The organism is Parasutterella sp., assembly GCF_057870745.1.
This window is the reverse complement of sequence record NZ_DBMALT010000040.1, coordinates 1-14,530: the sequence shown is the minus strand read 5'-3', so window position 1 is coordinate 14,530 and position 14,530 is coordinate 1. Positions and strand designations below refer to the sequence as shown.

Annotated in this window: 10 protein-coding genes and 1 pseudogene; 6 read left to right on the top strand and 5 right to left on the bottom strand. The window is 44.8% G+C overall.

Annotated elements, in window-relative coordinates; genetic code table 11:
- Nucleotides 1-34 precede the first annotated feature (34 nt).
- Nucleotides 35-1,432, bottom strand: a complete 1,398-nt coding sequence (argH, locus tag ACZND6_RS10260; protein ID WP_293737852.1) for an argininosuccinate lyase — start codon at nucleotides 1,430-1,432, stop codon at nucleotides 35-37.
- A gap of 453 nt (nucleotides 1,433-1,885) precedes the next feature.
- Between argH and ACZND6_RS10255 the strand changes: the two genes are divergently transcribed.
- The 4 genes from ACZND6_RS10255 to ACZND6_RS10240 all read left to right on the top strand — a co-directional run bounded on the left by ACZND6_RS10255 (nucleotide 1,886) and on the right by ACZND6_RS10240 (nucleotide 6,182).
- Nucleotides 1,886-3,379 (top strand): FAD-dependent oxidoreductase, encoded by a 1,494-nt coding sequence (locus ACZND6_RS10255; RefSeq protein WP_418941626.1) that lies wholly within the window; start codon nucleotides 1,886-1,888, stop codon nucleotides 3,377-3,379.
- A gap of 78 nt (nucleotides 3,380-3,457) precedes the next feature.
- The gene (locus ACZND6_RS10250) at nucleotides 3,458-3,793 is read left to right on the top strand and encodes a cytochrome c3 family protein (protein ID WP_008864425.1); all 336 of its coding nucleotides are present in this window, start codon (nucleotides 3,458-3,460) and stop codon (nucleotides 3,791-3,793) included.
- A gap of 41 nt (nucleotides 3,794-3,834) precedes the next feature.
- Nucleotides 3,835-5,583, top strand: a complete 1,749-nt coding sequence (locus ACZND6_RS10245; protein WP_418533928.1) for a sensor histidine kinase — start codon at nucleotides 3,835-3,837, stop codon at nucleotides 5,581-5,583.
- Nucleotides 5,565-6,182, top strand: a complete 618-nt coding sequence (locus ACZND6_RS10240; RefSeq protein WP_008864427.1) for a response regulator transcription factor — start codon at nucleotides 5,565-5,567, stop codon at nucleotides 6,180-6,182. Before ACZND6_RS10245 ends, ACZND6_RS10240 begins: the two co-directional genes overlap by 19 nt.
- Before the next feature lie 309 nt (nucleotides 6,183-6,491).
- Here ACZND6_RS10240 and ACZND6_RS10235 read toward each other — a convergent pair whose 3' ends face one another.
- The gene (locus tag ACZND6_RS10235) at nucleotides 6,492-7,100 is read right to left on the bottom strand and encodes a response regulator transcription factor (protein ID WP_418533926.1); all 609 of its coding nucleotides are present in this window, start codon (nucleotides 7,098-7,100) and stop codon (nucleotides 6,492-6,494) included.
- The gene (locus ACZND6_RS10230) at nucleotides 7,093-8,889 is read right to left on the bottom strand and encodes a sensor histidine kinase (RefSeq protein WP_418533923.1); all 1,797 of its coding nucleotides are present in this window, start codon (nucleotides 8,887-8,889) and stop codon (nucleotides 7,093-7,095) included. Before ACZND6_RS10230 ends, ACZND6_RS10235 begins: the two co-directional genes overlap by 8 nt.
- A gap of 98 nt (nucleotides 8,890-8,987) precedes the next feature.
- On the opposite strand from ACZND6_RS10230, the gene ACZND6_RS10225 reads away from it, so the two are divergent.
- Both ACZND6_RS10225 and ACZND6_RS10220 read left to right on the top strand, forming a co-directional pair.
- Complete coding sequence (locus ACZND6_RS10225; RefSeq protein WP_489524632.1) at nucleotides 8,988-10,475, top strand: FAD-dependent oxidoreductase; 1,488 nt, start codon at nucleotides 8,988-8,990, stop codon at nucleotides 10,473-10,475.
- Nucleotides 10,476-10,670: 195 nt separating this feature from the next.
- Nucleotides 10,671-12,149: an FAD-dependent oxidoreductase gene (locus ACZND6_RS10220; protein ID WP_270208056.1), complete on the top strand. Its 1,479-nt coding sequence runs from the start codon at nucleotides 10,671-10,673 to the stop codon at nucleotides 12,147-12,149.
- A 1,052-nt stretch (nucleotides 12,150-13,201) separates the two neighbouring features.
- Here ACZND6_RS10220 and ACZND6_RS10215 read toward each other — a convergent pair.
- Together ACZND6_RS10215 and ACZND6_RS10210 are read right to left on the bottom strand one after the other, a co-directional pair.
- Nucleotides 13,202-14,164 carry a tyrosine-type recombinase/integrase gene (locus tag ACZND6_RS10215; protein ID WP_418533915.1) on the bottom strand — a complete coding sequence of 321 codons (963 nt, stop codon included), beginning with the start codon at nucleotides 14,162-14,164 and terminating at the stop codon, nucleotides 13,202-13,204.
- Nucleotides 14,165-14,397: 233 nt separating this feature from the next.
- Nucleotides 14,398-14,530, bottom strand: a pseudogene (locus tag ACZND6_RS10210) (IS1595-like element ISBuba1 family transposase); the annotation flags it as partial.

Sequence of the window (14,530 nt, the reverse complement as noted above, 5' to 3'; positions counted from 1 at the left end):
TTAAGGGCTAACGTTCTAAATTACATTTTTGGGTTTATTCCAAGTCTTTGTGGGCTTTATCTAAGAACTCCTCGGCATGCTGCATCTGCACTTTGACTGCTTCGGGTGCCGTGCCGCCGTAAGACTTTCTCGCTCCGACGGAGTGTTCAAGAGAAATGTCCTCGAAAATATCCTTGTCAAAGAGTTCGGACTGAGCCTTAAATTCGTCAAGCGTCAGATCATCAAAAGTCTTGTCGTTTTCAACGCAGTCTCTGACGGTCTGACCGACGACTCGGTGAGCGTCTCTGAACGGCATGCCTTTCTTAACGAGGTAGTCGGCCATATCAGTTGCCGTAGAGAAGCCGTGGGAAGCCGCCTGATAAGTGCGTTTGCCGTTGATTTTCATCTTGCGGACCATCGGCGCCATAACTTTCATCGTGCTCTGCCAGAGATCAATCGTTTCATAAGACAAGAACTTGTCTTCCTGCATGTCTTTGTCGTAGGCAAGCGGAATACCTTTCATCATGGTGAGCATGGCCTGCAGGTAGCCGTACATGCGGCCGGTGCGACCCTTAATTAATTCAGCAAAGTCGCAGTTTTTCTTCTGCGGCATGATGGAAGAGCCCGTCGTAAAGTCGTCGGAAAGCTCGACAAACTTGTACTCTTGGCTTGCGAATATGATGATTTCTTCGCATAGTCTCGACAGGTGCATGTAGTTCATCGCGGCAATAGACGCGAATTCAATGCAGTAGTCTCGGTCGGCAACCGTGTCGATACTGTTTTCGGTGGGCTTTTCAAATCCCAGCTGCTTGGCGGTAGACCAACGGTCGATCGGGAAGTCTGTCCCGGCTAAAGCCGCGGCGCCCAGGGGGCACTCGACCAGGCGGTCAAGGAATCCCTGAAGTCTCGCGTAATCGCGTTTGAGCATCCAGAAGTAAGCCATCAGCCAATGAGAAGCCAAGACGGGCTGAGCGACTTGCAGGTGAGTGAAGCCCGGCATAATCACACCGAAATTCTTTTCTGCCTGTTCGTAAAGGGATTTTTGGATTTCAACAATTAATCTTTGACATTCTTTGGCAGCGTCGCGGAAATAGAGATAGCTGTCTACGCAGCACTGATCGTTTCGGCTTCTACCTGTGTGCAGTCTTCCTCCGGCCGGTCCGATAAGTTCCGTCAGACGTTTTTCAATTGCCATATGGATGTCTTCATCTTCGGCATTAAAAGTAAACTTGCCTTCTTCGATTTCTTTGCCGACGAGTTTCAGACCTTCTTTAATTTTTTCGACGTCTTCGGCTTTCAGAATGCCGGTTTCGCCCAGCATCGTGACATGAGCGAGACTGCCCTGAATGTCATACGGGCATAAGCGGGTTTCGACTTTGATGACGGCTCCGAATTCTTCGACGAATTTAGGAGGAACCTCAGCGAATCGTCCTCCCCACATTTTGTTAGACATATATTTCTCCAAAAGAATGATCAGGTTGATCCCGGAAAATTTCTTTCCTTAATTAAAGTTTAGAGAGTCTTTTTTATCGATAAATTTGCTGATTACGCTAATGAAAAAACAGAAAATCGAAGTTAGATGAATTAACTAACTATTTATTTATATAGGATAAACTAATAAAAATAAAATTATTTTTATATCGATAAATTACACAGTAATCCTAGGTCAACAGCAGAAATCAATCTATATGCGGAATCCGTTTAGCTTATCGATCCGGGTGCAATCGCTATCACACAAATTGTGTTCGGTTAAAAGGGATACACCGGCCGCTCTGCCTTACTAATAATCGGGTAGGCAATTAGGGATAGCGATCGTTCTTTTTTGGGGGATACGTACGTATCGTCTAAACCTAGAATTAACATAACCGCTTAACAATAAGCGGCTCACAAAACCAAGGAGAATGATATGACCGGTATTAACCGTCGCGGATTGCTCAAAGGAAGCATTTTCGGAATGGCTGCCGCAGGTGCCTCTGTGATCCCTGTTGCAGTACAGGCCCAAGCTGCTGCTCCTGTCAAAACTGAAGAATATGACGTTGTTGTCATCGGCTGCGGCTGCGCAGGCATGGCTGCTGCTCTTGAAGCTGCCGATAAGGGCGCTAAAGTCGTTATTTTGGAAAAGATGTCCCGTCCGGCAGGCAACACGATTTTTGCCGGCGGTCACTTCAACGCCACCAACACCTATGTCCAGAAAGCGCAGGGACTTCAAGACACGATCGACGATTTCTATCGTGACATGATGATCGTCTCCCAGCAGCGCGGCGACAAAGCTCTAACCCGTCAGTACTGCGAAATGTCCGGAAGCGCTATTCAGTGGCTGACAGATGAATGCGGCGTCAAATTCAAACCCATCGTTGTGGAAGTATTCCCGGGGTTGAACCGCGGTCACGTGGTTGACGGCAAGCTCAAACCGGGTGGAGCTCAGCTTTCCAAACAGATGCTCGACACTGTTAAAGCTAAGAAGATCCCAGTTCTCTTTAATACCAAAGTAATTTCTTTGATCGGCGACAACCGTCTGCATGTTTTAGGCTGCAGAGCCGTCAATGAGGATGATGAAGCCGTTGACTTCATGGCTAAAGGCGGTGTAGTCATCTGCACCGGCGGCTTCCATGCCAACAAAGAAATGGTATGCCGCTACATGGACGGTGACGTTGCTTGGATGCCGATTCGCGGATCCAACGTTCTTCAGGGCGAAAACATCACTCTGACAATGCCTTTCAATCCGAAGTACGTCAATATGGACCAGTTCCATGCCGGTCCTATCCACGGACCCACACGCGCTAATCCTTCCACAATGGTTAACTACGGCGTTCTGCTTAAAGAAGACGGCACCAGATTCCTGGACGAAGCCGAGACTTACGTCTCCGTAGCACAGAAGATGCCGAAGATCATTCCGAACAACTGGGCTTTCATCATCATTGACAGCCAGGTTGTCGATGTTCCGACAGTTAAAGCCCGTATCGACCGTTATAAGAGAGCGAAGGCTCCGATTTATACTGGCAACACCATTGAAGAAATGGCCAAAGCCGCCAATCTTCCGGTTGAGCAGGTTGTTTCTGTCATTAAGGAATACAACGATGCAGTGAAGGCAGGCAAAGCCAACACGCTGACACCTCCGAACACCCTCGAAAAACCGCGTCTGATCGAAAAGGGACCTTTCATGGCATTCCCGTTCCAGGGCGGCATGACTGCAACTTTCGGCGGCCCGATGATTACAGCTAAGTCGGAAGTCTTAAATAACGACGACAAACCGATTCCGGGTCTGTACGCAGCCGGAAATGCGCTCGGCGGTATTTTCTACCATGACTATATCGTCGGCTCTCAGCTGACAGCTGCCGTTATTTGGGGAAGAATCGCAGGCGAACAAGCAGCGGCTCGAGCCGGTGCTAAACAAGGCTAATTCCCGTTAAAACTGTTTGCCCTCCTTAGCTATCGGAGGGTAAACGCTCTTTCGAGAGTCGTACTAACAGGTGAAATCATGCGATTTGTGTATTTGGCTCTTATTTTGGCGCTTTCCTCTTCGAGCGCTTTTTGCGCCGACGATGCTCTTTTACAAGCGCATATGAGCAAAAGTGTCACGTGTCAGGCCTGTCATACGGAGACTCCGCCGGCTAAGCGTGTAAAGACTGCAAAATGTCAGGAGTGTCACGGCAATTATGAGGCGTTAGCCGCCAGAACTGCCAAAATGACACCCAACAATGTTCATGCCAACCACCTCGGCGATTTAGACTGCAGAGAATGCCACGGCGTTCATAAGCAGCAGACTTTAGCTTGTGCGGAATGTCATCAGTTCAAATTCGAAATGCCGAAATGAGCTTTTTGACACGATCAAAACGATTGATATTGACTTTGAGCTTGAGCGCAATCATACCCTGCGCTCAAGCTTCTAACGACACAATTACACTAGGCGTTTCTTCCCGCGTTCCGAACGTCAACGAGGACCTGATTCTCAAAACTGAACGCGTGCTTACGGACCACTTCGGTCCGAAAAATTTTCGGATTGTTCACTATTCGTTGGACGGCTTAGTAGAGGCGATCAAAGAGGGCGAAGTAGATATTTTTCTTTCCAGCGCGGGTCTTTACCGCCGGATGTCCTCTGAAGGAGTCCGAGATCTCGTGGCACTTGCCTCTCCGAGATTCCCAGATCCGAATCACAGCGAAGGCACCGCATTTATCGTTCGGAATGACCGGACTGACCTTCAGAGCATCAAGGATCTGAAGGGAAAAATTCTCGCTGCTAATTCTCCGACGGGATTTTCCGGATACCAAATCGGCTTGTACGAAATTTTTAAGGCCGGCTACGACCCTGAACGTTTTTTCTCCAAAACAATTTTCACCGGGGAAAGAGAGAAAATGAAGGGAGTCGTGCAGGCAGTCTTGGATGGGAAAGCCGATGTCGGTTTCTTAAGGCTTTGCTACTTCGAAGACATGATTGATCCGAAGGAGACAGATCCTAACCAGTTGAGGATTATCGGAGATCGAAAAAAGGAGCTTAACTGTTCTCACTCCACGGACCTTTATCCTTCATGGACTATTTCAACAACAAGGCATATTTCTCCGGAGAAAGCCAAAGAAGTGCTCCAAGTCCTTTTGGCTATTTCCCCGACGGAAAAGGGCGCCTTTTGGGGGCTGGCATCAAACTACCACGGCGTAGACTCCCTTTTCAAAGACCTCAAACTCGGACCTTGGTACTATCTGCGGGAATGGACTGTCAACAGATTTTTGAGCACCTATTGGCCGTTTTTGGCCTTGTTTCTTCTTTGCATTTTCGGATTGATCGCGCACGGATTCAGAACCGAAATATTAGTAAGACGCAAAACCGAAGAACTCGAGCTTGCCCACAAATCCCAAACCCAGCTGCTGCAAAGAGCAAAGAGCGCTTCCGAGCGATTGGATTCCCTTCAAAAGATGGGCGCAATCGGTCAAATGTCGAGCATCATTTCGCATGAACTTCGTCAGCCTCTGGCCACCATTCAGATGTATACAAGAGGAGGCTTGAGGGTCATAGAAGGGCTTGAAAACACGAAGGAAAACTCCAAAATTGTTTCTGCCTTCAGCCTCATTGATAAGCAGTGCGTCAAAATGGAGAGCATTATCGAAAAGGTCCGAAGCTACGCCAAGCAGAAGAAGACAAAACACGAACTGATCGATGCCGCGGAGATTGCCAAAATTGCGGTAGAGAACTTTGAAACTTCGAAAAACGGAAGCGTCAAGGTTAAAACCGAATTCCAAACAGACTCTTTCGTTTGGGCAGATAGTTTGGAATTGGAACTGGTTATCGTAAATCTTCTGAGAAACGCTTCGGAAGCTCAGGGAAATGTATCGGAACCTATACGAATTTCAGTAACGTGGGCGGATAACAAAGTTGAAATCTCGATCTCAGACAAAGGCAGAAACCTTTCGGAAGAAGAATTTGAGAAACTTAAGGTTCCGCTGACCTCAACCAAGGAAAACGGGATGGGGCTCGGTTTGACGATAGTTAAAACAATTGTGGAAGCTCATCAAGGAAAGATTTGTTTCAAGCGAAACAGCGACGTTGGTCTGACGGTTACAGTCAGCTTCCCTTTGGCAAAGGACGGATTTGCATGCCAAACTCAGAAATAAAGGTATTAGTTCGTATCGTCGATGATGACTCTGACCTGAGAGCCGCAATTCGGTTTTTGTTAGAGTCGGAGGGCTGGGAAGTTGCCGATTATTACAGTGCCGCAGATTTTCTTCTCAACGATGACCCGGAAATTCCGGGGTGCCTGATCCTGGACGTACGAATGCCGGAAATGACCGGAATCGAACTACAAGGTGAACTCAAGCAGCACTTGCGGCAAATTCCGATCGTATTTCTTTCGGCACACGGTGATATAGAAATGGCTGTGAAAACGCTTCATGAGGGAGCTGTTGATTTTCTCACCAAGCCTGTTCAAGAAGACAAGCTCGTTCCGGTCATTTCTAGAGCTGTCAAACTTGATCTAATCAAGCGAGGACTTTCCTTTGATCACGAAGAAATCAAAGAACGATACAAGGAATTAACTGAGCGCGAAACGCAAATCGTATCTTTACTTATTAAGGGCTTGTTGAACAGAGAAATCGGAGAGAGACTTGGAATTAGTACACGCACAGTGGAAGTTCATCGCGCGCGGGCCTTTAAAAAACTTCAAGTGCACACAATCAGCGAATTAATTCAGTCCGCCCATGCGGCGGAAGATTAATTAATTTTTAAAAAGGGTACGTTCTTGCCGCCTATTAAGGCTTCTGCAGGAGAAGCCTTCCGAAAAGTCTAATAACGGAGAGGATTTCCGCGTTGCTTAATGATTTGCTTGGGAATAAAAGTACTTCTTATTAGGTTTCATGTAGGTTGTCGTTAGACGAAAAATCGATGGCTTGATTAAGACTTATTAGCTATCAAAAGAAAATTTTTAACGAGGTGTCCATGAAAAAAGATACATGCGTTGATGAATGATTTGTGCGCGCAGAAAGGGAGGAGATCTAACGTCCTCCAGAATATTCGCCGGGCGAAATTAGAATTTATTAATAGCTATAAGAAAATCCTTTAATTCCGAGGGAGTTGAAACGCCAAGCAAATGCAGCACATTAGCCCGGTGTCTCTCTATAGTTCTTCGGCTTTTACCCAGACGCTCTCCGATTACGGAGCTCGTTAAATTTCTGGCGATAAGCTTAGCGACTTGCTTTTGTTGTTCAGAGAGATGCTCATAGCGTTTCTCGGGAGCCGATTCCCTTAGTTTTTCGATTGTCTGTTCATTTTCTTCAACGGCCTTTTCTATTGCCTGAGTCAACAGTTCAGGTACAACCGGTTTGCGAAGAAAATCAAATGCACCTCCCTTAAAAGCCCCGATAACCATATTCACGTCTGCGTGTGCGGTAAGAAAGATAATGGGAAGTATTGTCTCTTGCTCGGATAAGAGTCTTTGGACCTCTATCCCGTTAAGCCCCGGCATTTGGTAATCCAAAATTATGCAGCCGGACCTTTCCAGATCGTCATTCTCTAAAAAAGCTTCAGCTGAACCATAGGTAGCTACAGAAAAACCGTCAAGCTCTAACGAAAATTTAATGGCTTTCAATAATGCTTCGTCATCATCGACAACTCGAATGAGGGCACTTTTATTCATTCTCTCCTCCGGAATTTTCGTTTTTTTCATTGGGGAAGACGGTGATTATGCACACTAGATTATTATCGTCGGATCTTTGAAATTTCACTCCGACTCCATGCCGCCTAAGAATGGATTTGACGATGCTTATGCCTAATCCCATACCTTCTTCTTTTTTTGAGACTAAAGGCCACTCTAATTGAGAGAGTACTTCTTCTGTGAACTTTCCGCTGTTGTCGGTAATGCAAATTTCGAAGCCCGAGGATCTCGAATTTTTTGTACTAATTCGGATCTCCCGGTCGGATCTGTCCTTTAGTGCCTGATAGCTATTCCTAACCAGATTGCTGATCACAATTTCAAACTCAAGCTGAGGAAAACAGACCTTATGGTCATTCTTACACAGGTCCAAACGGAATAATTTTTTTGAGGCTGGCTGTGAGCGAACGAAGTTAGCGACGATTTTAGTTATGGAATCATTAAGATAGATGAACTCTTTTCTACTTTTCCTCTTGGTCGCATAATCTTGAACAACTCCCAGAATTTCTGTAATGCGAGTTAACTGTTGCTGCAGGGAGTCCGTAGCTTCTGAGGCAATCGTCTTTTTCGCGTCTGTCCAATTCTTCAGAAGCTTGTCTAAACTATTAGCGTAGAAAAGGCAGGCCGCTAGAGGCTGACCCAACTCGTGAGCGATAACACTTGAAAGACTGGAAACCACCAATGCATCTTTAATAGATTGAACCTCTTCGGCTTTTTTCTTTTGATCCTGTGTGGCTTGGAGGATGTCGTTGGTGGCTTTGTAGACTGCTCTTCCGGTGGCATAAATATGCCAAATAGCGAAAAAAAGGGAGAGAATTAGCAACAGGATCAGCGTTTTAAATTCATTCCAAATTCTTGTCAGCGTCCAACTTTTAAGGTGCTGATAGGGGCCTTCCTTTAGAGCTTCGTACATCTTGTCTACCGGATCGTAATCGCTTGCGAATGTCCAATACTCTCCATCAGCATTAGGCCTAATTCTCAAGAGATTCTCTGCAATTTGACGAATCATCTGAGAACTTAAGTTCGAAGAAACCAGGAGAGAAAAATTCGGATAAAGGTCCGTTGATGTTAAACAATGGGAAGATAAGTTCGGCTTGACTCCCACGGCATCCAATCCTTCCGTTAAATCAAAGCCCGTCTTTCTCTTGTGCCGTTCCGCATAACAAACACTGAGAAATGTGCTGTCGGCTTCTCCGTTTCTTACGGCCTCCAGACGTTTCTGGGGATTTGTGCCTAGGTAGAGAATTTTGGAGAAAAAGGTATCCGGATCATAGTGGCGATCCAATAACTCTTTCTTGATGGTGAGTGTTCCTTGAAAAGCTGAAGGCGTATTTAAGGCAATCGAGTGCCCCTTTAAGTCCTCAATCGTATTGATCCCGAGCTTTTTATTAGCCAAAATCAAACTTCCGACAGCTTGGTCGGGATTGGGCTGAACGCCGGTTGCCAAAGTCAGGACGTCTCTCCATCCATTCTGTAAGTAACGTCGATAAATACCGCTGTTGGCAATCACAATATCGGCTTTTCTCTCCTTGATGGCCTCATCCAATCCGGAGGTAGTAACGTTTCTTACAATGAGTTTCCTCGGTTCTATAGACTTCTGAATAACCTCATAGGTTTCTTTGGCAATTTTGAGCTCGAATGAGGGCCGAGTAAATTCAACTCCGTAAAGATATACGGGCGCGGTCTGCACATCAGTTGGTTCAGCAGAAATCAAAGGGCAGGCTGTTAACAAGAAGCCGGCCGTCGTAAGACTAATCCCGAGATTTGAAAGCATTGCATCCGTCCTTGTTTTTCAATTGTAAATTGCACACATACGCGCGTAGTCCTTCGACTTATGCTCTTTATCGTTGGCTCAAACGAAAAGGAGAAATCATGAAACTAACTCGAAGAAATATCCTAAAAACATCTGTTCTTTCAGGCGCTGCTATTCTGGCCGGGACATCTCAAGCGACACCCGTTAATGCTCCTGCCAAGTGGGACGCAACCTATGATGTCGTTATCATCGGGGCAGGCGGCGGAGGCATGATGGCTGCTCATTATGCTGCCGAGAAGGGCCTCAAACCTGTCGTTTTGGAAAAATTGGCTTTCCCGGGAGGGTCCAGCGCAGTTTGCGGCGGCCAGCTCTCTATCGCTGACAGCCCAATCCAAAGAGAAAAAGGAATTAAGGACAGCGAAGAACTATTTAAAAAAGAAATGCTAAAAGTCGGTCAAAATAAAAACGATCCGGCTCTTGTCGAAGCTCACATCAAAAGTATCCGAGAAGTTTTCAATTTCATTCACAACACTCTCGGGGCAAGACCAAAGTCCGTCAATGCTGTCTCCGGAATGAGTGTGCCGAGGGCGCATTTATATTACCCTCCTTCAAAGTTGCTGACTCAAATTTTTACCTATGTCAAAGATCAGCAGGATGTCCCCTTCTTGTTTAATACACCGGCGGAAAGGCTAATTTGGGATGAAGGAAGAATTGTAGGCGTCCGAGCCAGGAAGGGCTCTGAAGTTTTAAATATCAGAGCACTCAAAGGTGTCATCATTGCAAGCGGCGGATTCCAGTACTCTAAAGAATTAATGGAAAAATATAACCCGCTGATGGCTAAAGTCACACCCGCCGGCTGCAAAGGAAATACAGGTGACGGTCTAAAAATGGCGCAGGCTTACGGCGCGGATGTGCTTGACACTAATTACATTAAAGCAACATTCGGCTACCAGCTCGGAAATTATCCGGATTCCGTCCATTGCTATTACGCGGGTGCAATTATCGTCAACCATGAAGGAAAGAGGTTCGTGAACGAATCCAAATCTTACAAACTGCTGAGCGATGCTGCCTTGGCTCAGCCGGACGAATACACCTTCCAACTCTTTGACGAAAATATTCGAAACCGCAGAATTAAAGAGCATCCCCGCAATGCGATGGTTCTGAACAATGAATTCCTCAACGCCGGAAAAGATGCTCCCTTCTGCTTCTGTGGCGCAACGCTCGAAGAAGTCGCGAAAAAAGCAGGCGTAAACGTTGAAAATCTCAAAGAGACGGTTGCTAAATATAATTCAGATATTGAAATGAACGGGAAAGACAGTGTTTTCGGACGTGATTCGCTCACGTCAGGTTTCGGCAAGCCTCTCAAGATTGAGAAGGGACCTTTCTTCCTCTATCCCACAAAACCAAGATGTATTGCCACATATTGTGGTTTAAGAATCGACGCGAATGCACGAGTCATTGATGTTTTCGGAGAAGCGATTCTCGGACTCTATGCCTGCGGGGAGGCAACCGGCGGAGTCCACGGTGCAGCTTATATGACAGGCACGGCTCTAGGCAAAGCTTTCTCATTCGGCAGATTGGCTGCACTGGATATCGCAAACAGCTAATCGTTCGTCAATAGTTGCACCGAAATATATAAACATTTCTATTCCAAATGAATGATTCTTTCCGAAGAGGATCATAAGGTGCTGAACCAGTTCTCGGGATTGGATAAGAAAGCCAATTCCGAGAAATCATGAGTCTTGTATCTTCGCCACCTTTGAGAAGAAAGGCGAAATCAATATTTCAAAAGGTCGATAACTATGCTCAATAGACGCAGTTTCTTAAAAACCGGCGTTATCTCTACGCTTGCAGCAACTTCCCAAGCCCACGCCTTTACTCCGGCTCCTCAAAAATGGGACGCTGAATATGACATTATCATTATCGGTGCGGGGGACGGCGGTCTTGCTGCCGGCTGCTTGGCCATGCAGAAAGGCCTTAAAACGCTCATTCTGGAAAAAACAGCCATCGTAGGCGGGTCTTCCCTTCTTTGCGGAGGAAAATGGGCTGTTACAGATACGGTCGATCAGCATGAAAGGGGTATTGTTGACAGCGACGAGAAGGCATTGGCGGATATGCTGAAGACTGGGCAGTATAAAAACGATCCCGAACTCATCAAGGCTTATCTTAAGGAAACGAAAGAACACTACAACTTCATTCGTCTTGAAAGAGGCATCAAACCCACGGAAATCACTCATGGCGGAGGCTCGACTGTTCCGAGAGCTCATAATTTTCCTCCTCCTCTTTTGGTCGGCGACATGAAAAAATACGTGCTGGAGAAAGGAGCCGATCTCAAACTCAATACGCCAGCAGAACGCCTTGTTTGGGATAATGAGCTGGAAGGCATAGGCGGTGTGAAAGCAAAAAACAAGGATGGGCAAATTCTCTACTTCAAAGCAAAGAAAGGGGTTTTATTAGCAGCCGGCGGCTTCGCTATGAATCCTAAAATGCTCCAAAGGTTTAACCCGTTGATGCTTAAAGCACAGGCAAGGGCCGGAGGAGGTTGTACGGGCGACGGGATCTTAATGGCAATGGCTTATGGAGCCGATACCTTAGATACTGAATACATTAAGGCAACTTTCTGCTATCCGGCAAATCCTCGTCATTCCGGAAGCTGCCAGGCTTTCTGGAGCGGCGCAATTATCACAAACAAAAAAGGCAAGAGAATCGTCGATGAATCAGTATCCTACAAACTCTTAGGGGACGCAGCCCTAAAAGAAGAAAATGGAATTGCTTACATCGTTTTTGATGAACCAATCAGACAAAAACGAATGAAAGCGAAGCTGGTAGAGAAAAAATGGATGGAACTCTATGATCAGGGTAAAGAGCCTGAATGCGCTTTTCGAGGAAACACAATCGAGGAAGTAGCAATAAAAGCTGGCCTCGATCCAAAAGGCCTAAAAGAGACGATTACTCGCTACAACTCCAACATAGACAACAAAATACCCGATCCAGATTTCAATCGAACAAGTATTAACTCGGGATCAGGAGAATTAGTAAAAATCGAAACTGGACCTTTTTATATCTATCCGGCCACAGCTCGCCTTATTGCCACCTACTGCGGAGTCAAAATCAACACTAAAGCAGAAGTTCTAAACGTCTTCGGAGAAAAAATTCCACACTTGTACGCATGCGGTGAAATGACGGGCGGCGTTCATGGAGCTGCTTACATGACAGGGTCATCCATCGGAAAGGCAATGGCCTTTGGAAGAATTGCCGTGAAATCAATGATGGAAAGCTAGCATCAATCAATGATTGGTTCAGCAACTACCTCCGCCACAATTTGACTTCTAAAGGTGTTAGAGACTGCAGTTAAGATCCAACAGCCAACTAAGAATGACAAGAACTTAGATAGGTATTTTTGCAGGGATTGCCGACGATCCCTGCAAACTTATTTTTTACTTCGTGGAGATGTACAAAAGCTGTTAAGTTTTTTGCCGTTTTGGTCGCGGATAGAGTTTGATTTGTAAGGATGGGGTAATGGAGTAGATGTTCCTGGTGCACTGTCGTTAAAGCACTCCGACTGATTCTTTTTTTTTCAAAAATCATCAATCACCAAAAATTTTCGCTTTATTTCCTTTGACACCACGGACGCCTCCAATTTTAGATTCCGATTATAAATAACATGTGTTTTTCGACCCAACTATATATGAGAAGCAAACAATGCGAAGCAACTAATCTTAACCCTTTGGCTAATATAACGAAAAAAGGGTTAATTAAATAATTTCAAATATCTAACAATAAAAATAATTAAAAATGGTAAACAATAGGAGTAAATTAACAAACTAATTCTAGTAACGCTCAGCATTTGCCAATCGAAGAGGCCTATAAATATGGAAGTGAGATAGCCTTAAACTCGGAAGTCAAAAAGCCTCAAATCCGGAAGTCACTTTCGTTAAAAAGTTCTTAGATCCATACTCATAAATTTTTGAGAAAAGCAATCAAAGTTTCTTAACCTAGGTTAAAAAAGGATTGATTTATAATGAAAATAACATAATTCTTAAAATTGAGGTGTGTTATTAGACTTCTTTTTTACTTCCTACTCTTTGCCAAATCGCCAGTTATTTTTTTAGCTAAATTTTCAACGCAAAGTAATTTAACTTATGAGATTCGGATAATGAGATTAACTATCTTTTCTAGGTAGTTTACTTTCGAATAAAATTGACAAGACAGATAACCTATAAAGGGTGATGCTACATTTACCGAGGTCTCTACCTTAGAGAGTCAGCTGAGTTGTATCTTTCCTAAGTTATTCAAGACATCTTGGGCAATGAGAAGCATTCCTCTTGAAGGTTCAGAGTTCTGCTTTTTCAGCCGCCTTCCTCAAATTTTCCTCATCCTTGCGAACGTAATTTCCTGTCGTTGCGACGCTGGCATGTCCCATGAGTTTTTGCACTTCCACAATATCTACGTTTTTACTGATGAGGCGAGTAGCAAAAGTTCTTCTCAGGTCATGAGGCGTGAGTCTGCTGTCCAGATTTTCGGTTTCGGTGACTAGTTTTTCTATTATTCGAGAAACGGAAGAGGGATCAAGTGCCGTGTCCAAATAAAGCCGCAGTTTATTGTCGATACGCCCAAATACAAAACCGGCATCAATCTCATTTTTATTTAACTGCCTGAATTCAAACCAAGTTTTCAGAACATCAAGAACAGCATCTGGGAAATAAATAGTTCTTTCTTTATTGCCCTTGCCGATAATTTTGGCGGCCCTATTTTTAAAAGAAACCTGTTTTACTCTCAATTCACAGACTTCGGCTCTGCGTAATCCGCAACCTAACATCAAATAGAAAATTGCCCTATTTCTCACCGTCCTCAAGGAATTTGCTTCTAGCGACTTGATCAGCGATGCAGATTCTTCAGACGAAATCGCTCTTCCCGATGGGGCTCTAAAAACTCTTCGCTGTTTTAAAGATTTAATTCTTTGGAAATGGTCTAGATCAATTTGCTTATTTCGCCAGGCGTTTAGCGCCACGGATTTAAGTGCTGAGAGATAACAGTTATAGGTTCTAGCAGACCCCCAACTCTGAGCTGCCAAAAAAACAGTGACATGATTCGGCTGCATTGACTTCCAATCACAATCTACTAAACCTTTGTAGCCGAAAAATCGGGCGAACTTATTCAACTTACTTTTCATGCAGCGATAGGAATCTTTACTGCCAAGCGTAGCTAAATACATCAGCGCTGGATTCTCGATCAAATTTTGATCTGTACTTATTGCGCCAAAGTTTGAAGACTGGGTCGGAGCCGGCTGAAACATTTTAAAAATTCCGAATACGCACGATAATTAACATTATATTGCGTACTTTAAGGCTTTTTGCAAGTCCTTTTTAAATTTATCTAGATTTGAACAATTACAGAAGCGGGAAAGGAGTAGGGCGGAAAACCACGTTGTTTAGCTTACGACATAGATGGACTAATTTCCACCCTGTTTTGCGTAGGAATTTGAATTTTCAGATTAAAGGTTTCAGATCTTATTTTTCAAGGCTCTGTTCAGAGTAAGTATTGATCTTTGAGTAACGGCGATGGATCCCGTTTAGAGATATTTACCGAAAAACTTCTTTCCTCAACTCCGATAGTAAAAATTTCATTCTTCAGGATCTTAATTTTTTCCATGAAACTCTCT

Excerpts from the sequence above, each read along its gene's own strand:
- argH (WP_293737852.1), bottom strand. The coding sequence starts at position 1,432 with ATGTCTAACAAAATGTGGGGAGGACGATTCGCTGAGGTTCCTCCTAAA.
- ACZND6_RS10255 (WP_418941626.1), top strand. The coding sequence starts at position 1,886 with ATGACCGGTATTAACCGTCGCGGATTGCTCAAAGGAAGCATTTTCGGA.
- ACZND6_RS10250 (WP_008864425.1), top strand. The coding sequence starts at position 3,458 with ATGCGATTTGTGTATTTGGCTCTTATTTTGGCGCTTTCCTCTTCGAGC.
- ACZND6_RS10240 (WP_008864427.1), top strand. The coding sequence starts at position 5,565 with ATGCCAAACTCAGAAATAAAGGTATTAGTTCGTATCGTCGATGATGAC.
- ACZND6_RS10235 (WP_418533926.1), bottom strand. The coding sequence starts at position 7,100 with ATGAATAAAAGTGCCCTCATTCGAGTTGTCGATGATGACGAAGCATTA.
- ACZND6_RS10230 (WP_418533923.1), bottom strand. The coding sequence starts at position 8,889 with ATGCTTTCAAATCTCGGGATTAGTCTTACGACGGCCGGCTTCTTGTTA.
- ACZND6_RS10225 (WP_489524632.1), top strand. The coding sequence starts at position 8,988 with ATGAAACTAACTCGAAGAAATATCCTAAAAACATCTGTTCTTTCAGGC.
- ACZND6_RS10220 (WP_270208056.1), top strand. The coding sequence starts at position 10,671 with ATGCTCAATAGACGCAGTTTCTTAAAAACCGGCGTTATCTCTACGCTT.
- ACZND6_RS10215 (WP_418533915.1), bottom strand. The coding sequence starts at position 14,164 with ATGTTTCAGCCGGCTCCGACCCAGTCTTCAAACTTTGGCGCAATAAGT.